A 22,324-nucleotide genomic window follows, 5' to 3' on the forward strand; every position below is an offset into this window, starting at 1 on the left:
TTATACCTTCCCTTTATATAACACCATAGCATCATCTTATCGTTAGATGCAGGAGAAGGAGAGGAGATCTAGGGTAGAGAGGTATACAAATGAGACAAGTGTAGAGGTTGAGGTTGATCTGGATGGGAATGGCTTATACAGTGTAGAGACTGGGATAAGGTTCCTAGACCATATGATAGCATCTATATCAAAACACTCCCTCATAGATATCAGGTTGAAGGGTGTAAGCAAGGATGGTATAAGGCATCATCTCATAGAGGATGTTGCAATAACACTTGCTAGTGCACTTGACAAGGCATTGGGTAGTAGAGATGGTATAGAGAGGTTTGGTTATGCAATGGTGCCTATGGATGATGCATTGGCATTTGTAGCATTGGATCTTGTGAGAAGGGCATATCATGCTATAGATCTGAAGTTGGCTAATGGTGTTGAGGATATGGTAAAGGAGGATATAGAGCACTTCTTCACATCCTTTGCATTGAACCTTAATGCATGTATACATGTGGTGGTGCAGTATGGGAGCAATGATCACCATAAGGTTGAGGCAGCATGCAAGGCGTTGGGAGTAGCATTGAGGAATGCAGCAGTGATAAACCCAAGGAAGGGTATAGCAAGTACAAAGGGTACCATCTAACAGGAGATCAAGCCCTATACCTATCTTTCTATTAATGGTAGAACATACATATCTGAAGTTATATCCCTTATCCTTCTTCCTAATTAATTCATACTCTAAGGATAGACAATAGATAAATTAGAGTCTTCACCACATCAAATAGAATGAGCAAGATTGCTATATTCGATTATGGTGCTGGCAACATATTCAGCATAAAGGTTGCACTTGAGAGGCTTTGTGTAGATGTGGAAGTGATAAGGAGTATGGATAACCTTGATGTATATAAAGCACTAATCCTTCCAGGTGTAGGTAACTTCGATCCTGCAATGAAGAGTATCATGCCTTACAAGGATAGGTTACTTGAGGCTATAGGCTCTGGTATGCCCATGTTAGGCATATGCCTAGGCATGGAGATGCTCTTCGAGAGGAGTGAAGAAGGTACCCTTCCAGGGTTGAGTATACTTGCTGGAGAGGTTGTGATGCTGCCTAGGAGCGTTAAGATCCCTCATATGGGATGGAATAGGTTAAGGATAAATGCTAACAGTAGTAATAGTGTTCTACTGAATGGTATAGATGATGGCACATGGGTGTACTTTGTACACTCATACCATGCAAGACCAAAGGATGCTAGAGTTGTTAGTGCAAGATCTGAGTATGGTGTTGAGTTCCCAGCAGTAATAGAGTATGGCAACCTCTTTGGTACACAGTTCCATCCAGAGAAGTCTGGCTCTGATGGGATGCATATGCTAAGCAACTTCCTTAACTATCTCAAGAGATGATCCCAATCCCATCTTATCTTATAAGGAGGAGGAATAAGAGTAAGGTTAGGCTAGGTTAGGGGTATGAAGATAATACCTGCTATAGACCTAATGGATGGCAAGGTTGTAAGGTTAACCAAGGGTGATCCATCGAAGCAGACTGTGTATAGTGATGATCCTTTAGAAGTAGCAAAGGCATGGGTAAGAGAGGGTGCAGATGCCCTCCATGTCGTTGATCTTAATGCAACACTCTCACTAGCAACAAACCATAGAGCAATTGTAGAGAGGATAAGCAGGAGTGTAAGCGTACCAGTGCAGGCTGCTGGGGGTATAAGGAGTTTTGATGCTGCTGTATCTATGCTTGAGCATGTACATGCTGTAGTCCTTGCTACACTTGCATTCAAGGATGAGCATGCATTAACTAAATTGCTTGAACTCCACGGCTATGAGAGGATAATAGTTGCATTGGACCATGAGGATGGTATTGTTAAGATCCATGGTTGGAGGGATAGCACTGGTGTAAGCATGGAGGATGCGTTAAAGCACTTCTCCTCATTAGGAGTTAAGAGGTTCCTTGTAACAGATACTGCAAGGGATGGTACGATGCTAGGCTTGAGCAATACATCCATTAAGATAATGAAGGATGCTAATAGAGCAGGGCTTGAGATCATAGCATCTGGAGGGATAGCAACGCTTGATGATGTTAAGATTGCTAGGGATGCTGGTGCATATGCTGTTATACTAGGCAAGGCACTGTATGAAGGTAGGATAAGGGTTGGAGAGGCAAAGAGGCTATCCACATTATAATTAAATTAGTGATGTGATGTAGGAGTTGGTGATATTGCTTGCAAAGAGGATAATCCCATGCCTAGATGTTGATAAGGGTAGAGTTGTGAAGGGTATACACTTCAAGGATATAAGGGATGCTGGCAATCCAGTTGAGTTGGCTAAGCATTATAGCAGTGACTGTGCTGATGAACTTGTATTCTTGGATATAACTGCTAGTGAAGAGCATAGGGCAACCATGGTAGAAGTGGTTAAGAGTGTAGCAAGGGCAATAGATATACCGTTCACAGTTGGAGGGGGTATAAGGAGCATGGATGATGCTAGAGCCATACTACTTGCTGGTGCAGATAAGGTATCAGTAAATACTGCTGCTGTGAAGAACCCCTCCCTTATAACTGAACTGAAGGATGTATTTGGTAAGCAGTGTGTTGTAGTTGCTATAGATGCGAAGAGGAGCATGAGGGATGGGGAGAAGATCTTCTATGAGGTGTACATATATGGAGGGAAGAGACCAACTGGTATGGATGCTGTTGAGTGGGCTAGAAGGGCAGAGAGCCTTGGTGCTGGGGAACTGTTGCTAACAAGCATAGATAAGGATGGTACGAAGGATGGTTATGATCTTGAGTTGACTGCTCAGGTGTGCAAGGCAGTTAATATACCTGTTATAGCATCTGGTGGTGCTGGAGGCCCAGAGCATATGCTTGCATTGTTCAGGGAGACAGGTGCAGATGCTGCCCTTGCTGCATCCATCTTCCATTATGGTGAGTATACGGTAAGGGATGTAAAGCGATATCTCAAGGATAATGGGGTAGAGGTTAGGATCTGCTAGTTTTGCTTTTGTGTTAGTAGCCAATGATAAGGAGTTAAGAGTGTAACATCCAAATTTGTAGTTAGCCCATGACCTCATAAAGGTAACCTCCGTAGTATTGAATAACAGAACCTATGCAAATTATCATAACCCCTTCAAGCACTTAGAAGCGATAATATTTTTAATGGGTTAATGCTATGTAGCCTCATGCAGGTAAGCATAGATGATGTGGACTTTACTAAATCTGAAGGGTTGATCCCTGTGATAGTGCAGGATATAAAGAGCAAGGATGTGCTCATGCTTGCATATGCAAACAAGGAGGCACTACAACTTACCATACAGACTGGCAAGGCATGGTTCTGGAGTAGGTCAAGGAAGAGGCTATGGATGAAGGGTGAAGAGTCTGGTAATGTTCAGTATGTGAAGGATGTGCTAGTTGATTGCGATAGTGATGCTCTAATCTATCTGGTTGAGAGTGGTGGACCAGCATGCCATACAGGGAACAGGACATGCTTCCATAACAGATTAATCAGATGATTTATATATATCCTTCAAATATTTACTTGGTAAGCATATACACTTATAATTTATAACCTATTAAGGTACAATATGTAAAGTAATGCTATATATTATCGTTAGGAAATTTCAGTAATATTAAACTTTAAATTAGTTATCTTTATTTGCTCATCTAGTATAGGTGTCTTGCTCATGGGTATTGTAAATGCGTTGAGGTGTAGAGAGTGCAAGCAGGAGTATGAGCCAACCCTCAAGTACATATGCGATGAATGCCTTGGACCACTGGATGTTACATACGATTATGGTTCGATAAAGGTTAGCAGGGATACCTTTGCAAACAGGGAGAAGAGTTACTGGCGCTACTTTGAGTTGCTCCCAATAGCAGAGAAGGCAAATATAGTGAGTTTAGAGGCAGGGTTCACACCCCTCCATAGGGCAGATAGGCTTGCTGATGCCCTAGGCCTTAGAGCAGGAAATCTCTACCTCAAGAACGATAGTGTTAATCCAACCTTCTCATTCAAGGATAGACCTGCTGGTGTTGCTGTATCCAAGGCAAGGGAGATGGGTCTTAAGGCTGTTGGGTGTGCATCAACAGGCAATCTGGCAAGTGCAACTGCAGCACATGCAGCAAAGGCAGACCTCCCATGCTACATATTTGCACCAAAGGATATAGAGTATGCAAAGATTGCTCAAGCATTAGCGTATGGGGCTGAGTTCATTGCTGTTGATGGTACATATGATGATGCAAACAGGATAGCAGCACAGATCTCAGATGCAAAGCCAATAGGTATAGTAAATGTGAACCTAAGACCGTATTATGTTGAGGGCTCAAAGACTCTAGCATATGAGGTTGTTGAGCAACTCAACTGGAAGGTTCCAGACCATCTCATAGTGCCAGTTGCAAGTGGTGCAATGCTCAATGCAATATGTAGAGGGCTTGAGGAGTTGTACGAACTTAACCTTGTTGATGGTATAGATAATGTGAAGGTTACAGCAGCACAGGCAAAGGGATGCTCCCCAATAGTTGAAGCATTCAAGGGTAACAGGGATGAGATAGTGCCAGTTGAGTACCCAAACACCATAGCGAAGAGTCTAGCGATAGGAGATCCTGGGGATGGGATATATGCCTTAAGGAGGCTTAGGCAGTTCAATGGCTATGCTGAGGATCCTGATGATGATGAGATAAGGGATGCTATACTCCTTCTAGCAAGGTATGAAGGGATATTCACAGAGCCTGCTGGAGGAGTTGCTGTAGCATCACTGAAGAGGTTAGTTGAGGATGGAAGGATAGACAAGGATGAGCATGTTGTATGCTACATAACTGGCAATGGTCTTAAGAGCATAGATGCCATAGAAGGGTTGCTTAGGAAGCCAAGGATAGTTAAACCTAATTATATGGATGTTGTAGAGATGATTAGTATTGCTGGCACGTAGTATGGTGGTGGTATGGGATGGCAAGGGTTGAGGTAACGATACCATCTGTACTCAATAAGAATGCTGGTGAGAGGAAGGTTAGCGTTGAGGCTGATACACTCAAGGATGCTATAGATAGTTTAGTGAAGATGATGGGCAATGACTTTGCTAGAAAGGTACTAGATAGCAATGGTAAGCCAAAGGCACTAATCAACATATACATAAATGGTAGGAATTCAAGATTCTCTGGAGGGCTAGATGCAAGGTTGAATGATGGAGATAGCGTAGTTATACTCCCTGCAGTTGCTGGAGGTAACAGTAAAGGGTATGGCTATGGGTAATGGGGTAAAGGAGATGGAGGAGCAGATGGGAAGAGAGGTTTCAAGGGAGAGGAGGAAGGTTACAGAGCTTAGTGAGGATGAGGTGGAGCGCTACTCAAGGCAGATAATGCTTGATAGCATAGGTTATGAAGGTCAGTTAAGGTTAAGGAATGCTAGAGTATGCATAACTGGTGCTGGAGGCTTAGGCTCCCCAATAGCGATGCAGTTAACTGCCATGGGTGTAGGTTATATAAGGCTTGTTGATAGGGATGTTGTAGAGTTATCGAATCTGCATAGGCAGATGCTCTACACAGATGCTGATATAGGCAAGGTTAAGGTTGAGGCAGCAGCATCTAGGTTGAAGGCTATAAACCCTAGCGTTGATGTAGAGCCTTTAGCAGTATCTATAAACGAAGGGACTGCTGATGATGTAGTAAAGGGATGTGATCTAGTAATAGATGGTTTGGATAGCATAGATGCAAGGTATGCTCTAAACGATGCATGTGTTAGGGCAGGGATACCGTATGTGTATGGTGGTGCACTTGGCATGCTTGGCTCAGCATGTACCGTTCTCCCAGGAAGGAGTGCATGCATAAGGTGTATATTCCCTGAGTTGAGTGATGATGAGATGCCAACATGCAGCATAGAGGGTGTGCATCCATCCATACTGTACATGGTTAGTGCTGTTCAAGTCTCAGAAGCGGTTAGGATAATAACCGGTCAAGAGCCTGTACTTCTAAACAAGTTACTCTACATAGATCTTAACGATCTCTCATTCTCTACAATAGATGTTAGCAGGAATGAGCATTGTATATGTAATGGAATAAACAGGGGTAAGAGAGTAGTTGCCACTACTACTGCTAGTGGTAGCATTGTATTCAAGGTTGAAGAGTTATGTGGGAGGGATATGGGTAAGAGGACATTCTCAATAACACCAAAGGGCATACTTGCCATAGACCTTGATGCTGTAGCAAGGAAGGCATCATCCCTAGGCTTCAAGGAGAAGAGTAGGGGTGAGATGGGCATAACCCTTGTTAGCGATGGGAGGAGCTTCAGCGTGCTCAGATCTGGTGCAGCAGTGGTAGTTGGGGTTGAGAGTGAGGATGCTGCCCTAAACCTATACAATGCTATGGTTGAAGTTAAGCAATGATTGCTTATATGTATGCAGAAGGCAGATCACTGGAGGTGCGTGGAGGATCATGGGCATATTTGATAAAGGCAAAGATAGATGTAGTATATGTGGGTCAAAGATAACATTTCCATACAGGCTTGAGAGATATGGTATACCAGGGTTTGTATGTGGTAAATGCTATGATGAGAGGTTGAGGGAGATATATGGTATAGATCTTTCAAGAAGAGAAGAGAGCAAGGAGAGCAAGCAGCAAGGTCTAGGATTGGGTCTAAGCAAATCTTAAATACCCTTAGCATTAATCTGCATTGTGCTTGCATATAAGCTTATAGTTAGAGGTAAGGTTCAGAGGGTAGGGTTTAGAAGATATGTTCTAGAGCATGCTAGAGCCCTAGGACTCAAGGGTAATGTTAGGAATGAGGATGATGACTCTGTGCATATACATGCTCAAGCTGATGATGAGAATGTATTGAAGAGGTTCATAGAACTGGTCAAGAGTGCACCATCCCCAGCATATGTAGCGTCTGTAGAGATCATACCTGCAGAGGTTGAGGATCTCAAGTCATTCAAGATAGTATATGGTGAGTTGGGTGATGAACTACAGGAAGGATTTGGTGCAATGCAGAGTGTGTTTGATGATTACAGACAGGAGTTTAGATCATACGTTGGTGAGTTTAGATCATACGTTGGTGAGTTTAGAGAGTTTGCTAGTAGAACAGATACAAACTTTGCTGAGCTTAAGCAAGAACTAAGGTCATTTGCTTGCAGAACAGATGCTAACTTTGCTGAGCTTAAGCAGGAGATAAGGGCATTCTCAGATAGGACTGATGCTAACTTTGCTGAACTAAAGCAGGAGGTTAGAGGGGTTAGGGATGATCTGAAGCAGGAGATAAGGGCATTCTCAGATAGGACTGATCTAAACTTTAAGGCTATAGAGGCTAAATATGGGGAGATATCTGAGAAGTTAACACTCATCCTTAATGAGTTGAAGAGGAGTAATGAGGAGACTAGGGTAGATCTTACTAGAGCAATGAATATGCTTGCAGATATACTGAATAGACTGATAAGGTTGGAGGAGCAGAGAGAGCAGAAGCAGTAAGTAATCCCATCATATTATAAGGGGAGCAATTAATTAACAAATAATGCAGATATTAATGTTGGGTTAGCATAGCATAATATCCAACTCTAGCCCTCTTGTAAGCCTCATCTCTGAAAGCAAGTAGGGCTTATATCCTAACCTCTGTCAGCAGGAGATTATCAAGATAATAGCGTATAATTCTAGATGTTAACTTACGATCTGCCCTACCTCTAACTATAAGCTTATATGCAAGCATATGTGGCTATGCATCAATATCTGCTTTAATTTACCATCATCTTACTTTTTTGCCATCGCTAATATCATGAGTTATCTCCTGCATTATCTGCCTTGCATGCTCAACCGTTATATTACCTTCTCTGGCAAGCCTCTCAGCAACCTCATCAAGCATATTACCTTCAGCACCAGCAAGCATTGCTACCTTCCTTGCATGAAGGCGCATATGTCCAGCCTGTATCCCTTCTCTTACTAGAGCATAGAGTGCAGAGAAGTTCTGTGCCAACCCAACAGATGCCATCACACATGCTAACTCCCTAGCACTCTCAACCTTGAGTATCTTCAAGGATAACCTTGCTATTGGGTGTGTAGATGTTAGCCCTCCTACAGTGCCAACAGCTAAGGGAAGTTCTATGCTTCCTACAAGGTCTCCATTGCTATCCCTGCTCCAATGGGTTAAGGATGAGTATCTACCATCCCTACAAGCATAGGCATGTGCACCAGCCTCTATTGCCCTTGTATCCTGTGCAGTTGCAAGCGCAACGGCTATTATACCATTCATAACACCCTTGTTGTGTGTAACACATCTATACACATCTGCTTCTGCAAACGCATATGCATCCAATATCCCCTCCACTGCATCATCACCAACCTCCTCCCTAGCAAACCTTGCAGTTGCCCTAACAAGCCTATGGGTAGCGTAGTTGGAGAGTATCCTTAGGAGTACTCTACCATTTGTTATACTCTCTATCCTAGGTGCTATTGATTCACACATTGTATTGATAACATTTGCACCCATGGCATCCTTCACGTCCACAAGCAACTCAACTATAAGCATCTTACCTCTACTATCAGTATCTATAACCCTGCACCTAAGATCCCTTGCACCAGCATTCCTTCTTGCTAAACTGCTCTTGCTGTTTGCTATGCTCAATAGTTCATCCTTACTCTTCATCACATCCTCCACCGCCCTTCCAAGATCCTTGATACCCTTGACCTGTACCTGTCCTATCATAATTGAAGGGTCTGCATGGGCTGTGAACCCTCCCCTCAACCTAGCAACCTTTGCACCCTTGCTTGCTGCTGCTACAACAGATGGCTCCTCTATGGCCATAGGCACAAGGTACTCCTTGCCATTTATGAGGAAGTGTGTTGCTATGCCCAATGGATAGGAGATGAAGGATACAGCATTCTCAATCATGCTATCTGCCATCTTAAAGTCTATCCCAGAACCTTCTCTTAGAATCTCTACATCCTCATCTGTAAGGGAAGCATGATCCTTGAGTACCGCTAACCTCCCTTCCCTATCAAGCTCATAGAACCTCATATCTACCTAGGATAGGTAGGTGCATTATAAAATAAGCTTTCTTGTCTATTACTACTGCTGCTATTACTGTTGTTACTATAATACTCATTGATTGTAACCAACACTATAAGCCTCATTATCTTATAGTTCTCATTCTCGTAAACTACCTTGTAATGCATCAAGAGTTCTTCCTCCCTCTCCAACCAATGTGTTATAACATTAGTTGCGTCATGCACTGGTCTCTTTGATATTATTAGCCATCTATCGTAAAGCCATGGGCTCTTGAAGGAATCCTTCCAAGTGCTATGATCAGCCATCTCATCAAACCTGTTTAGAGCAATGTTAGAGGTTATCATTATCCTATGCTCTAGTATGGAACCAGCAAGTATCATTATCCTACCCCTATCATAGAGTGATCTCAATGCCTCTCCAGCATCAACAGCAAGTTGTGTATCCTTTGTTGAGTAACCAGCATAAGCATCTATGTATGTAACAACTCCAAGTCTCAAGAAAAGAGGGTTCCATAGCACTAGCAATAGTAGTAGTGGTGTAATGATGTACCATCTGTACACTGATAGTCTATTGAGGAAGAGGAAGGTCGTGATGAACAAGAGAGGGGCTAACAGTATTGTGAACCTTGAGTTATACGCATAATCCATCTCCCCTACACCTATAAGCATGGATACTATTGTGAATGTTGGAGGAAGAAGTAGGAATAGCAAGAGGATGATAATCATCATCACCCCCATCCTATCCTTTGCACTCCTATGATAGATGGAATACCCTCCTGTTATACCAGTTAGGAGTAGAGGACCGTATAGATGAATTGTGTTATACATATAAACACTAAAAACATTCAAGGGATTCATGAAGTACCTCTCATGATATTGATTGTGTATAGCATACCATGCAGCAGAGTAGTACTCTGCATTACTGAACTCAAATGGATCTCCATAGATGTAGTAGTTCCATGCTAACCATATTGCTATGCCAGTGGTTGAGAGTAATGAGGTGATGATGGGTAGTAATTGCAGTTCGTTATCCTTGCTTCTATTCCTTACTGCAGATGTAAAGACAACTGCTATGAGAAGTATAGGAAGGAACCAACTCTCATACCTGCAGAGTGTTGCAAGTGATATGAACAAGGAGCATAGTAGTAGATTCCTTGTAGAGCATCCCTGTAGTAGCCATCTTTGAAAGTAGTATATTGATGCTACTAGAAATAGCATGAATAGTGCTTCAGTCATGGCAACTATGCCTAGGTACATCATGTTGGGGTTGAAGGCGTAGAGCAGTGCAAGCAGATACGCTATGCGATGATCTTTGGTAGAGGGATGGATTATGCTACCCTGATCCCTCATAACCCTGTAGATGAGTAGTGTAGTGAATGCTAGAGATGGCAGGCTTATCACTGTACCTGCAAGACCTGTTGTGAATAGAGGATCTATTAGAGATGGGACAAGGAACAGTATATGTGGCAGGGGTAACCATACAGTGCCTATCTGCTCCAAGCCTGGATTCTCCCAATCTACGATCTTCCTTGAGCCTACTAGATGGGATACAGAATCACCATAGTATAGCAGTGCATATCCATCATGAGAGTAGAGGAGGAGCAATGATGTTACAATACCTACAACAGCTACTGAGAGAGGTATGAACCATTCGTTCCTCACCACTCAACTAATACACTATCATTTAAATATCTTATAGGTTTAATCTGTAATATCTGTTAGTCTCACCCTAACTATCCTATCATCATCCCCTATCGGTATGCCTCTTCCATCTCTATTACTTGTTGCTATGTAAAGGTAGCCATCCTTGTTGGCATACACATCCCTTATCCTACCTAAGCCAGTAAGGAAGTTCTCTATTCTTACAATATTCTCACCCTCATCGAATACTATCCTTTCAACATGCTGGCCTCTTAGTGTTGCGTAGAATAGGCTCATGCTACCTCCATACTCTGCAAATGCTGCACCTGCTGGGGCTATGCTCACAGTATAGCAGAGGATAGGCTTCTCATACCTCTCAGCTTTGGAGCATGTCTCTATAGGCCATCCATAGTTTGCCCCCTTTCTTATCAGGTTTATCTCATCCTCTGCTACTGGACCATGCTCAGTAGCATATAGGTTCTTGCTTGTAGGGTGCCATGCAAGCCCTTGAGGGTTCCTATGCCCATATGAGTATACAGCGTTATTGAATGGGTTATCCTCTGGTATCGAGCCATCCTTCCTTATCCTAAGTATCTTACCTGCTAGGGAGTTTACATCCTGTGCAAGTTCTGCTCTACCTGCATCCCCAGTTGTTATGTAGAGCATCCCATCTGGTCCAAACTTTATCCTACCTCCATTGTGTATCTCTCCTCCAGGTATACCATCTAGCAGTACATGCTCCCTATAGTTACCATCAGCACCAACCTTCTCAAGCCTAACTACCCTGTTGAATAAGCCTGATTCTGTGGAGTATGTGTAGTAAAGGTATATGTAGCCATTGCTCTTGAACTCTGGATCTAATGCTAGACCAAGCAACCCTGCCTCCCCTATGCTTGCTACCTCCCTTGAGTATATGGTCCTTACAGTACCATCCTTATCTATGATGTTAAGTCTACCAACACGCTCAGTGAAGTATAAGATACCATCATCATGATCCATATCCATACTCCATGGCACCTCAAGGTTCTTTGCTATAACCTCCAACCTCTTCTCTGGTTCAGGTAAGGGTACCCCGCCTCTAGGCAATGCTAAGAGAAGAGCCATAACTGTAGCCCCAGCTATCAGACCTGCTATGAGTAGCCTATTCATCATCATCCCTCCTATTGGTAGATAATAAGGTTTAATAAAAGACTCTTCATAAGATGGGTTGGTAGTGGGGAGTAGCGAGGCATACATGCATACTGCTGATTAAGGTCAGCAGTGCTAGATGGTAGATGCCCTACAAGGGTGGGGAAGCCTGGTTATCCCGGCGGGCTCATAACCTATAGTAATGAATGGTGAGAGACCCGCAGAGCGGTGGTTCAAATCCACCCCCCGCTACCATTACTGCTAATGAAAGCTACTAACTACACTATACCAAATCTAGAGTTGAGTAATCTTACAGCGTATTGATCTATCAAGCATGATGCCATAACCTCTCTACCATCACTAAGCCTTATAGGTAACCTTACAACATACCCTCCTGCTACTACTGCATCTATCTCCTCCTCATCATCATAATCACCTTCTAACTTTATGCTCTTCATCTTAACACACCTTCCATCCTCCAGCCTGAATAGATGTATCATCTTGAACCTCCTCGAACCAAATCCTCCTACCCTTCCACCAGCAACACCACTTCCTGTATCCAACTCTAGTATATAGATGGTGTTACTCTTACCTTTAATGCTCAGATCTATATCATCATCCCCTGCTACTATTAGGGCTAGGTTCATCTCTGCCCTCTTGCATAGCGTCTCCAGATATGCTAGAGTATTATTATTATCATCATCAACAACACCTATACCCATCCATCCTCCTCCTTCTCCTCCTCTTACTTAACATTATGTATTTAAACCCAATTGATGAGGATGACATGCTAGCGAGTGAATCTGCTATTGTTGTTGAACCAATCTATATCCAACCTCATACAGCCTGGCTTTATACCGTATCTATGCAAGGGCTTTGTTAGATGTCTGTGTGCCTTTGCATCTGGAAGGTAAAGCCCTAGCCTTAGATCCCTTGCAACCTCTACATCTACCTTCTCAGCATCCCTAACCCTGTAGCCACACTTCTTGCACCCATAACCCTTGCCCTTACCCTCAGACTTTAACCTCTTGCCACATATACATAATGGATTCATGTACCTTACCTTCCTTGCAAGATCAACAACCTTGATGTACTCAACATTAAGCACCTTGGGATGCTTGCTTGTACCCTTTCTAACTCCTCCTCCAACCTCAAGCACATCACCTATGCTCAGAGCCTGTGCTATAGGACTGAGCCCTGTAGGCTCATATACTGCACATAACACATTACCCTTACCATAGCCATCTTCATCACCACTGCCATAACCATTATTGCCATAACACTCCAATGCAAAGAATGTATGCCCTCCCTCTATTGCTAATGGCTCAGATGCTACTCTACCCTGAATGTAGCCAGATGTGTATGCCTTAAGATTGCTAGCGTCAAGCATATTTGCTAGATGTGCATTTGTACCTTGGTTGCTCCTGAATAACATATAACCTTCAAGGGGTTCATGAACCTTTAGCATGGAGAGTGCATCTAGAAGGATGCATGGATCATCACCTCTAATACCAAAGAGTACAGGATCTGGGCCATGTGGTGTTATAAGCACTCTAGCATGCTTGTAGTCATAGTTGTTGAATGTGTATGGATGGGTAGCCTTGTCCATCATCATAACGCTAGCCTCATCCACAAGCCTTGGTAGCCCACACATCTCCTGCCTTCTATATGCTATAACCTCAAATGTATAATCATCAAGCATTGATGATGCTAATCCTATGGATGCCAATGCTCCAACTATCCCTTGCCCGTTGCCCATAGCATAGTACTCTATACTAGAATCATAATTCTTGCACTCCTCAATAACCTTTATTGCACCTCTTATGCTCATAACCCTCCATAGAGCATCGTTAGCAAACCTTACTATAGGCTCGATATTCTTGCATCTGCCAAGGAATACTATACCAGGGTTTGCTCCATAGCCTAGCATGGAGTTGCTCTCAACCATCTCCTTCACTATCTGCATAACATGCTCCCCTTCCCTGCTCTCCATATCCGCCTTAACCTTTATGCATACAGCACCATTGCCCCTAGTCTTCCATGGTATGTTTGGGTTCAACCTTGCAAGGAAGGGGTACTCTTCAACCTCATAACCATTTGAGAACAAAAAATCCACTATCCTATACGCAAGGTGTGTTGTACACCTACCCTGCCTGCTATCTGTATCATCTATGCCTATCAGTAGCACCATCCTAACCCTTAACTCTCAATCACTATCATGGTTAATGTAGATCTTACGTTTGGTAGCCTCCTTATCTTCCATGTTATCGTCTCCTTTACCTTCTCCATGCTATCACTCTCAACCTTCGCTATTATATCATATACACCATATACTGTGTACACCTCTTTAACACCATCTAACTGCTTCAACTCCTTTATCAATGCCTCCTCTGAGCCCATCTCTGCATTTATGAGCACGAATGCTATTGGCATGTAGTTTATTGTTAATGCATGTTATTAAATATTTTTACCAATCTACCCTTTTAATTTATATCTTAAGAGCTCTAAAATGGATTAATATTTATTATGAGCAACTAATCTTTTTAATCAATTCACACTCCCATCTGTAAACACCTCAAGGCTAGAGACGATTTATATACAGATTCTTGCCAATAATGTATAGTATGTATGATGAAGAGTTCAAGAAAGGTATGTTACGGATGCTCAAGGAGGATGAGGAGTTCAGGTATGCAGTGGCAGGGCTTATAGGGTTGGAGGATATAAGGGCATCTGTAGCAAGGTTACAGGATTCTGTAGCAAAACTGGAGGATTCTGTAGCAAGGTTACAGGATTCTGTAGCAAAACTGGAGGATTCTGTAGCAAGGTTACAGGATTCTGTAGCAAGGCTTATCGATACCCAAACAAAGACAGAACTAGCCATTGCATCACTAAGAAAGGATGTAGGCAGACTTGCAAATAACTTTGGATTTACACTTGAAGAGATAGCAGCTACTAAACTGCCTAGACTGTTGATGGATGAGGGGATAACTATAAGGAGGGGTGATATAAGGTTGAGGTATCACATAAGGGTTGATAACAAGGAGAGGGAGGTTGATGTGTACGTGAAGGGTAAAGGCAGAGATGGTAAGGATATCACTATAATAGGAGAGGTAAAGGGGAGGATAGATAGGAGCGATGTTAGGAGGTTCGATGAGGCATTCAAGAACATAGATGCGTTCAAGTTCATCTTTGGGCATACGATAAGGCCAGAGGCAGAGGGGGAGGCTGCAGAGAGAGGCATAAGGCTATATGCTACCTATATTTGACACTCTCCACGAAAGTCGGGAGATTCTTACTTTTAAGGTGTTCATAGGTCTAGTGCTCATTGCCCTTCTAGGCTCCCACTTCATCCCTTCTTAGAACCAAAGCTTGCACTTAGAAGCAAAGGTGTGCCACAACCCTGTTAACCCAGCCTCCATAGAAGCTAGCTATATTGTATTCAACGTACCTACGATATCCCTCCCCTCTCTAGCTTATGCATTTAAAGAGCCATATTTATTAACCTATCAACAATTCACCCCTACAAGAACTAAAGTTCTAGGCTTTCTTCTCGAGTATTATGTAATACTCTCTATCCATCCCTCATCTCTATTTGTTCTGCAAGACATATAATATGCGTTTGATGATGTATACAGGTTGATACATATAGATGAAGAGAGGATCTTCAGTATAATAAGGGAGAGGAAGCCTAGGGTAGTTGCATTCAATGGTCCAGAGGCATTGCTTGGCAAGATCTCTATAATAGCAGATAAGGTAAGCAAGGAGTTCTGTATAGATGCTTATGTTATAGCAGATCCTTGCTATGGTTCATGTGATCTAAACACAGATGCTGCTAAGAGGCTCAACGCAGATATACTCTTCCATGTTGGGCATAGCATATCGATGCGTGAGTTTGGTAACGTTGTGTTCATAGATGCTTACGATGATATCCAATTCGATTCAGTGCTTGCAAAGTGCATAAACATGCTAAAGGAGAAGGGTATTGAGAATGTTGCTGTACTAACAGATAGCCAGCATATACATGAGGTTGATAATGCCATTGCAATACTGAAGCAGCATGGGTTCAACGTTGTTACAACTAGAGGCAAGGGACAGCTTATGGATGCACAAGTGTTTGGTTGTGAGTTCTACCCAGCATTCTATGCAAGGGATGATGCTGATGCCTTTATATTCCTTGGACAGAGTACATTTCATGCTGTTGGTGTAGCATTATCAACTGGGAGGTTAACACTGATGCTTGATCCTTACTACGATGAGGTTAAGGAGGTTAACAGCATAGCAGAGATGCTCAAGAGGAGAGCATTCCTTGCCATATACAAGGCACTTGATGCTCAGAGGATAGGACTCATAGTAGGCATTAAGGAAGGGCAGATGATGCTTAACAGGGTGAAGGATATAAAGAGTAGGCTTGAGGCCCATGGAAGGAGTGTAAGGCTTATAGCATTGACAGAAGTAACAGAGGAGAGGCTTAGGATCTTCAACGATATAGATGCGTTCATACAGGTAGCATGCCCAAGGATATCTATGGATAATGAGTTCTCAAAGCCTGTGCTCTCTGTACCTCAAGCATATACCCTGCTTAAGATGCTGGATAAGCAGAGTGTAGAGTATGATGAGTTCCTTGTACTCCCACACTGGCTTTGAACTTTGCTTATGTATAGATGGATGTTATGTTGATCAAATGGATAAAATAACAGTGCCTCCTAATATGGGAGGATGAGGATAAGATTTGCACTCCCAGGAGATAGGATAGCAACGATAGAGGAGTTTGAGGGACTTGAGGGTATATACCAGCATGAGGATGGTATGCTTAGGGCAAGCAGGATAGGCAAGGTTACATATGATATGAAGCAGAGGTATGTGAGGGTTAATGGTCTTAAGAGCATGCTCATTCCAAAGAAGGACGATCATGTTATAGGGTTCATACACATGCTAACATCCAACTCTGCAAATATAAGGATAGTCTACATAAACGATTTGAAGAGCGATGCAAGGTTCGATGCAATATACATAGGTAGAGGCAAGGTTAAGGTTCATAACATGTTCAGGGTTGGAGATATGGTTAGAGCAAAGGTTGTGAGCATACTTAATGGGTATATACATGTAACCTTCAAGGATGGTAACTTTGGGGTTATATACACAAGGTGCAACCAGTGTGGTGGAGAGGTTGTAAAGCTTAATGCTGAGGAGGTAAAGTGTGTAGAATGTAATACAGTATCCTCAAGGAAGCTTGCAGATGACTATGGCAATCTCAATACGATATGGCGTTGTAACTGATTAATTGGTTGATTTGTTTATTGCAATGAGTTATTCTAATAATTATTATATTATTGGATCTACAATAACTAGAAGAGAAGACTATGGGGGTAAGGGTAGCATTCCAAGGTGAGAGAGGGGCATACAGTGAGGTTGCTGCACTACAATACTTCAACACAACTGAACTCATCCCAAAGCGTACAATTGCAGATGTATTCTACTCTGCTGAGATGCATGAGGTTGATTATGCAATAGTCCCAATAGAGAACTCTATAGAGGGTAGTGTTAATGAGACTTATGATCATCTGCTTACTACACACCTTAAGATACAGGGCGAGGTGTACCTTAGGATAGAGCACTGTCTAATAGGCTATGAGCATAGCAGTATCAATAGCATAAGGTATGTCTACTCCCATCCTCAAGCACTAGGCCAGTGTAGGGGGTTCATACAGAGGCATGGGTTTGAGCCTATACCATACTATGATACAGCAGGGAGCGTAAAGATGCTCAAGGAGAAGAGGCCTGATGCTAGTGCTGCAATTGCTAGCAGGTTAGCAGCAGAGATATATGGGTTGAGTATACTTGCTGAGGGTATAGAGGATAGCAAGAACAACTATACAAGGTTCCTAATTCTTGCATGTCCTGAAAGGGGTATAGAAGGAGGAAGGGAAGAGGAGGGAGAAGAAGAGGAGGAGGGAGAGCATGTAGCAGATACAACTGGGATTATGGGTTCAAGCAGCAAGACATCTATAATCTTCACTCTAGAGCATAGGGCAGGGGCACTGTATGATGTGCTCAGAGAGTTCGCATCAAGAGGTATAAACCTAACTATGATAGTATCAAGGCCAATAAAGGATAGACCATGGGAGTACAACTTTTACCTTGACTTTGAGGGGCATTCACTTGATGATCACATCAGGGAATGCTTGGAGAGGGTTAAGGATAAGGTAGTATTCCTCAAGGTTCTAGGCTCTTATCCAAAGGCAGTAATATCGTAGGGAGCACAATATCGCAATCACATTCCATCAACAATCAACAGCATAAGGATTACTATTCATGCATTCCATCCCATTCTATACTTAGTGTGTAGAGCATCCTCTCATGGGTATCGAATACCCTTAGCAGATGATTGTTTGTATCTGCTATGTAGAGTAGACCATCCTTAACCTTAACATCACTTGGCTCATAGAGCATCAATGTGCATGAACCATCTAGCCTGCATTCCATACTGCTTCCTCCACCTATAATGGTATTTACACTTCTAGCACCAATGTCTATTAGCCTTATGGCATGGTTGTAAGTATCAGCAACGTATATCCTTGTATCCTTATCTGCATCTGCACTGCTACCAACTTCAACAGATAAGCCTAGAGGATGCTGAAGCAGAGCCTCCTCTAGTTTACCATCTCTATACCCAAAGATGAAGAGATCCTTACCTACTATTGTGCTGACCCTCCTCCTCTTGAGATCAACAAGCCTTATGGATGAGCTCTCGCTATCTGCAACGTACAGGATGCTCCCTTGTATGGATAACCCACTAGGCTGAGCAAACTGTGCATGCTCTAGTGTTGAATCAACTATACCTTCATACCCGCTCCCAGCGAATGGTCTTGCAATTCCATCATCGATGCTGTATAGCCAGATCTGATGTAGCCCAGCCATGGCTATGAATAGTGCTCTATTCTCTCTACTGTATGTAACATCCCATGGCGAGTTGAGTGAGATGCTCTTACCATATCCTCCATGGCTGTAGTAGCCTTGCTTACCATTCCCTGCTACAGTGCTTACCCTCCTCTCTTTCAGATCTATTAGCCTTATAGCATGGTTCTCAGTATCTGCAACGTATATACTGTAATCATCAGCCCATACTACACCTTGTGGTCTGAAGAACCTTGCATTGCTGAATGAACCATCAACTAGACCCTTCTCCTTGCCTATGATCTCAACTACCTTTGCTCTTAATCCACCTGCATTACTATGCCCATTGGAGAAGAGTTCAAGTACAAGTATCCTGTTATTGTTTGAATCACTTATTGCTAGCATCTTCCCATCTGGCGAGAATGCTAACTTTCCTGGGAATGATAACTTGTTAGGTGTACTTCTACCAGCCTTCTCTACACCCATATCAATTCCTGTCTTCTCCATCAACAACGGTTCCTTTGCAAGCTTACCAGTACTTGAGTATCTATCCAGCAATACCTCAATGACCTCATCTATCAACTCGCCCTGCCCTTCTCCTGACCTCTTGTAGACTATATAGCCTAGAGGATCTACTATCACTATAGTTGGCCATGCATGAACACCATACATCTCCCATATCCTCATACCCTCATCCACTATCACTGGATGCTCTATCTCGTAGCGCATTATAGCCTGCTCTATATTCTTTGCATCTTGCTCGTTGTAGAACTTTGCTGAATGAACCCCTATGAATACTACAGGCTTATACCTGTACTTATGCTCCAGTCTAGTAAGTTCTGATATCATATGCATGCAGTTTATGCAGCAGTATGTCCAGAAGTCAAGTACAACTATATAACCTCTCAGCCTTGAGAGTGAGAGTTGCTCCTTAACATTGAGCCATCTGAACTCTTTAGGGAACTCTGGAGCCTTATCTAGCATCTCCATCTTGTATATTTATTTTTATTATTTATTTACTTATGCCTTCATACTATAAACATCTCTTCAAACCTCTGCTGAGCATCAACTACGTTCATAACCTTTGGAGGGTTCTTGAATCCATATGCACTTATAACCTCATCAAGTTCTGGACTGTTCTTATCTCTAGCATACTTTACAGCCCTAATAACATCAAGCAGTACATTGCATGCATTTGCACCATCGCTACTCCTCATCATCACATCTATCCTTACTGGTGAACCCATGAACCCTTCAGCATAGAACCAGTAGTAACTTACCCTCTCATCCTTAAGGAACTCTGTGTACTCTGTTGTACCAGCAGTTATCCCAAACTCGTAAGGCAGTTCAGCATTTATGCTAGCCGTCTTTATAGCCCTCTTCCTTGCCCTAACCTCCTCCCTCATAGTATTCCTTGTATCACTGCTCCCTCCAACATCCAACTGGTATGAACTGTTCACCACCATGCCTCTCCTATGGAGTAGTTGAAGTATACCCTTGTGGAATACTGTTCCTCCAAACTGGCTCATGAGATCATCCCCTACCATAAGCAATCCCTTATCCCTGAATGCATCCCTCAACCCATTATTGCTCTGCAGTATTGATGGTGTAGCATTAACAAAGCTCACCCCTGCTTTAAGTGATGCCTCTGCATATGCTAAAGATGAACCATCGAGCGATGAGGAGATTAGGTTGAGAGCAACATCTGCCATGCATCCCTTCAGCACCTCTGTGAACTCATCCCTATCAATCTTTACTATATCCATACTCCAGTGCTCTGGAGGCTCATCAACCATCATACCTGCACTAACCTTCAGATCCCTGTATGCATCCATGCTAATATTATTACCATGCCCAAACTCCTTCAATACATCATGCACAGACCTGCCTACCTTTCTTGCATCTATATCGAATGCTCCAACTATCTCAACATCATCTATAGAGTAGTTGCCTACCCTCTCATGCCAGAGACCTCTCTTACCATTGAGACTTCTATAGTATGCTATGCCCTGTAGTATGGTGCATGCTACATTACCTAGACCTATCACAGCAACCCTTATCCTTGACCCTGCCATGGCTCTGGCATAGCATTGAAGGATTTTAATCTTTATGTTAGGATACTTGCTAGCAGATAACGCTGCTGGATGGGATAGAGCAAACTAGTAGGCTACAAAGAATTAATTAAAAATATCTTATTTGTTGCTTTAGTTGCTATTACCTACTTACTTACATAACCTTAACATCATGAGGCATGCTCTCTATGTACCCAGCCATTGTCATCCTTATGAACTCAGCATTCCTATGCAACTCCTCTATGTTCCTTGCACCACAGTAACTGAACCCTGATCTCACGCCTCCAGCCAGTTGCCTTACTATATCTACTACGCTACCCTTGTACTCTACGAGCGCCTCAACACCCTCTGGCACATAATCGTTGAGATCATCCTCTATGTTAAGTGCTCCTTCCTCCCTTATCTTCCTCCCTAGAGAGGCATAGAAGGATGCCATGCCTCTGTATATCTTGTACCTCTTGCCATTCTTCGTTATGCTTACGCCAGGGCTCTCATCTGTACCAGCAAGTAGGCTCCCAACCATAACAGTCTCTGCACCTGCTGCCAATGCCTTTGTTATATCACCCGAGTTCCTTATCCCTCCATCCGCTATGATTGGAACATCATACTCCCTTGCTACCCTAGCACAATCCATTATCGCTGTGAGTTGAGGCACGCCAGAGCCTGTTACTATCCTTGTTATGCATATTGAGCCAGAGCCTACACCAACCTTAACAGCATCAACACCACTCTCGATGAGGTCCTTTGTGCCTTGGGCAGTTGCAACATTACCTGCTATCAACTCACAATCTGGATATGCCTTCTTTATCTTCTTTATAGCATCTATTGCATTCTCGCTATGCCCATGTGCTATATCAACAACTATAACATCTGCCCCTGCATCAAGCAGCCTCTCAGTCCTCTCCATATAATCGCCCTTGACCCCAACTGCAGCACCAACTAAAAGTCTACCCTTCCTATCCTTTGCTGCAAGAGGGTACTGCTCCCTCCTAAGTATATCCTTTGCAGTTATGAGCCCTTTAACCCTGTTATGCTCATCAACCAATGGTAACTTCTCTATTCTGTACTTGTGGAGTATCTCCTTTGCCTCCTCTAGCGTTATTGTATGCTTTGCTGTTATAACATTCTTAGTCATCGCATCGTAGACCCTCTTCTCCCCTGCCCCTGTCCTTCTCTCGAACATTATATCCCTCCTTGTTAGGATCCCAACCAACTTACCATCTGAGTCAACAACAAGCAAGCCTGAGACATTGTACTCCTCCATCAACTCTATTGCTTCAGCAAGGCTCTGCTCCTGCCTTATCGTGTATGGCTGCTCTATTATGATATTCTCAGCCCTCTTCACCTTCCTAACCTCATTTACCTGCTGCTCAACGCTCATAAACCTATGTATTATCCCTATTCCTCCCTCCCTAGCCATGGCTATTGCCATATTAGCTTCAGTAACAGTATCCATGTTTGCACTTACTATAGGGATGTTAAGGTTTATCCTTCTAGATAGTCTGGTTCTAAGGTTGACATGTGATCTGGAGACTACGGAGGAGCGTTTTGGTACCAGCAGCACATCATCGAACGTTAGCCCTTCCCTTATATTCAACCTGTTCCCTTCCCTTCTAG

23 protein-coding genes and 1 tRNA gene are annotated in these 22,324 nt (G+C 43.0%); 15 read left to right on the top strand and 9 right to left on the bottom strand.

Features of this window, described 5'->3' with window-relative positions; genetic code table 11:
• Nucleotides 1-46 precede the first annotated feature (46 nt).
• The 10 genes from hisB (at nt 47) to CRG89_RS08400 (ending at nt 7,442) form a co-directional block, all read left to right on the top strand.
• Complete coding sequence (hisB, locus tag CRG89_RS08360) at nt 47-634, top strand: imidazoleglycerol-phosphate dehydratase HisB (RefSeq protein WP_103287792.1); 588 nt, start codon at nt 47-49, stop codon at nt 632-634.
• 143 nt (nt 635-777) lie between these two features.
• On the top strand, nt 778-1,392 hold the full coding sequence (hisH, locus tag CRG89_RS08365) for an imidazole glycerol phosphate synthase subunit HisH (RefSeq protein ID WP_103287793.1): 615 nt from the start codon (nt 778-780) through the stop codon (nt 1,390-1,392).
• A 63-nt stretch (nt 1,393-1,455) separates the two neighbouring features.
• Entirely contained in the window at nt 1,456-2,178 is a 723-nt protein-coding gene (locus CRG89_RS08370) for a 1-(5-phosphoribosyl)-5-[(5-phosphoribosylamino)methylideneamino]imidazole-4-carboxamide isomerase (RefSeq protein ID WP_103287794.1), read from the top strand.
• Nucleotides 2,179-2,212: 34 nt separating this feature from the next.
• Nucleotides 2,213-2,986 carry an imidazole glycerol phosphate synthase subunit HisF gene (hisF, locus tag CRG89_RS08375; RefSeq protein ID WP_168174153.1) on the top strand — a complete coding sequence of 258 codons (774 nt, stop codon included), beginning with the start codon at nt 2,213-2,215 and terminating at the stop codon, nt 2,984-2,986.
• Between the two features lie 186 nt (nt 2,987-3,172).
• Nucleotides 3,173-3,502 carry a phosphoribosyl-AMP cyclohydrolase gene (gene hisI, locus CRG89_RS08380; RefSeq protein WP_103288008.1) on the top strand — a complete coding sequence of 110 codons (330 nt, stop codon included), beginning with the start codon at nt 3,173-3,175 and terminating at the stop codon, nt 3,500-3,502.
• Nucleotides 3,503-3,673: 171 nt separating this feature from the next.
• Nucleotides 3,674-4,915 carry a threonine synthase gene (thrC, locus tag CRG89_RS08385; RefSeq protein ID WP_103287795.1) on the top strand — a complete coding sequence of 414 codons (1,242 nt, stop codon included), beginning with the start codon at nt 3,674-3,676 and terminating at the stop codon, nt 4,913-4,915.
• A gap of 17 nt (nt 4,916-4,932) precedes the next feature.
• Nucleotides 4,933-5,235 carry a MoaD/ThiS family protein gene (locus CRG89_RS09020; RefSeq protein WP_197706654.1) on the top strand — a complete coding sequence of 101 codons (303 nt, stop codon included), beginning with the start codon at nt 4,933-4,935 and terminating at the stop codon, nt 5,233-5,235.
• Nucleotides 5,198-6,364, top strand: a complete 1,167-nt coding sequence (locus CRG89_RS08390) for a HesA/MoeB/ThiF family protein (protein ID WP_217349408.1) — start codon at nt 5,198-5,200, stop codon at nt 6,362-6,364. Before CRG89_RS09020 ends, CRG89_RS08390 begins: the two co-directional genes overlap by 38 nt.
• A gap of 49 nt (nt 6,365-6,413) precedes the next feature.
• Nucleotides 6,414-6,629, top strand: a complete 216-nt coding sequence (locus CRG89_RS08395; protein WP_148695097.1) for a hypothetical protein — start codon at nt 6,414-6,416, stop codon at nt 6,627-6,629.
• A gap of 24 nt (nt 6,630-6,653) precedes the next feature.
• Entirely contained in the window at nt 6,654-7,442 is a 789-nt protein-coding gene (locus tag CRG89_RS08400; RefSeq protein WP_158648799.1) for an acylphosphatase, read from the top strand.
• 271 nt (nt 7,443-7,713) lie between these two features.
• On the opposite strand, the gene CRG89_RS08405 is transcribed toward CRG89_RS08400, so the two are convergent.
• From CRG89_RS08405 to CRG89_RS08415, 3 genes are read right to left on the bottom strand one after another with little or no spacing between them, the layout of a single operon-like run.
• A complete protein-coding gene (locus tag CRG89_RS08405; protein ID WP_103287798.1) occupies nt 7,714-8,982 on the bottom strand; it encodes a hydroxymethylglutaryl-CoA reductase, degradative in 1,269 nt (422 codons plus the stop codon).
• A 2-nt stretch (nt 8,983-8,984) separates the two neighbouring features.
• Nucleotides 8,985-10,634, bottom strand: a complete 1,650-nt coding sequence (locus tag CRG89_RS08410) for an ArnT family glycosyltransferase (protein WP_158648800.1) — start codon at nt 10,632-10,634, stop codon at nt 8,985-8,987.
• Between the two features lie 39 nt (nt 10,635-10,673).
• On the bottom strand, nt 10,674-11,768 hold the full coding sequence (locus CRG89_RS08415; RefSeq protein ID WP_103287800.1) for a PQQ-dependent sugar dehydrogenase: 1,095 nt from the start codon (nt 11,766-11,768) through the stop codon (nt 10,674-10,676).
• Between the two features lie 129 nt (nt 11,769-11,897).
• Between CRG89_RS08415 and CRG89_RS08420 the strand changes: the two genes are divergently transcribed.
• Nucleotides 11,898-11,996, top strand: a tRNA-Met gene (locus CRG89_RS08420).
• Between the two features lie 23 nt (nt 11,997-12,019).
• Here the strand turns inward: CRG89_RS08420 and CRG89_RS08425 are convergent.
• The 3 genes from CRG89_RS08425 to CRG89_RS08435 all read right to left on the bottom strand — a co-directional run bounded on the left by CRG89_RS08425 (nt 12,020) and on the right by CRG89_RS08435 (nt 14,174).
• Complete coding sequence (locus tag CRG89_RS08425) at nt 12,020-12,463, bottom strand: hypothetical protein (RefSeq protein ID WP_103287801.1); 444 nt, start codon at nt 12,461-12,463, stop codon at nt 12,020-12,022.
• Nucleotides 12,464-12,531: 68 nt separating this feature from the next.
• A complete protein-coding gene (locus CRG89_RS08430) occupies nt 12,532-13,932 on the bottom strand; it encodes a tRNA(Ile)(2)-agmatinylcytidine synthase (protein WP_103287802.1) in 1,401 nt (466 codons plus the stop codon).
• Nucleotides 13,933-13,940: 8 nt separating this feature from the next.
• Nucleotides 13,941-14,174 carry an Lrp/AsnC family transcriptional regulator gene (locus CRG89_RS08435; protein WP_103287803.1) on the bottom strand — a complete coding sequence of 78 codons (234 nt, stop codon included), beginning with the start codon at nt 14,172-14,174 and terminating at the stop codon, nt 13,941-13,943.
• A gap of 191 nt (nt 14,175-14,365) precedes the next feature.
• On the opposite strand from CRG89_RS08435, the gene CRG89_RS08440 reads away from it, so the two are divergent.
• The 4 genes from CRG89_RS08440 (at nt 14,366) to pheA (ending at nt 17,995) form a co-directional block, all read left to right on the top strand.
• A complete protein-coding gene (locus CRG89_RS08440; protein WP_148695096.1) occupies nt 14,366-15,007 on the top strand; it encodes a hypothetical protein in 642 nt (213 codons plus the stop codon).
• A 370-nt stretch (nt 15,008-15,377) separates the two neighbouring features.
• A complete protein-coding gene (gene dph2 / locus CRG89_RS08445) occupies nt 15,378-16,385 on the top strand; it encodes a diphthamide biosynthesis enzyme Dph2 (protein WP_103287805.1) in 1,008 nt (335 codons plus the stop codon).
• Between the two features lie 72 nt (nt 16,386-16,457).
• Nucleotides 16,458-17,018 carry an exosome complex RNA-binding protein Csl4 gene (locus tag CRG89_RS08450; protein ID WP_103287806.1) on the top strand — a complete coding sequence of 187 codons (561 nt, stop codon included), beginning with the start codon at nt 16,458-16,460 and terminating at the stop codon, nt 17,016-17,018.
• 83 nt (nt 17,019-17,101) lie between these two features.
• Nucleotides 17,102-17,995 (top strand): prephenate dehydratase, encoded by an 894-nt coding sequence (gene pheA, locus CRG89_RS08455; protein WP_103287807.1) that lies wholly within the window; start codon nt 17,102-17,104, stop codon nt 17,993-17,995.
• A gap of 52 nt (nt 17,996-18,047) precedes the next feature.
• Here pheA and CRG89_RS08460 read toward each other — a convergent pair whose 3' ends face one another.
• From CRG89_RS08460 to guaB, 3 genes are all read right to left on the bottom strand, one after another.
• Nucleotides 18,048-19,625 carry a thioredoxin-like domain-containing protein gene (locus tag CRG89_RS08460; RefSeq protein ID WP_197706652.1) on the bottom strand — a complete coding sequence of 526 codons (1,578 nt, stop codon included), beginning with the start codon at nt 19,623-19,625 and terminating at the stop codon, nt 18,048-18,050.
• A gap of 38 nt (nt 19,626-19,663) precedes the next feature.
• Nucleotides 19,664-20,710 carry a hypothetical protein gene (locus CRG89_RS08465; protein WP_103287808.1) on the bottom strand — a complete coding sequence of 349 codons (1,047 nt, stop codon included), beginning with the start codon at nt 20,708-20,710 and terminating at the stop codon, nt 19,664-19,666.
• 151 nt (nt 20,711-20,861) lie between these two features.
• Nucleotides 20,862-22,304, bottom strand: a complete 1,443-nt coding sequence (guaB, locus tag CRG89_RS08470; RefSeq protein ID WP_103288010.1) for an IMP dehydrogenase — start codon at nt 22,302-22,304, stop codon at nt 20,862-20,864.
• Nucleotides 22,305-22,324: the final 20 nt, after the last annotated feature.

It is taken from the genome of Candidatus Nitrosocaldus islandicus (genome assembly GCF_002906215.1).
Lineage (GTDB): Archaea > Thermoproteota > Nitrososphaeria > Nitrososphaerales > Nitrosocaldaceae > Nitrosocaldus > Nitrosocaldus cavascurensis.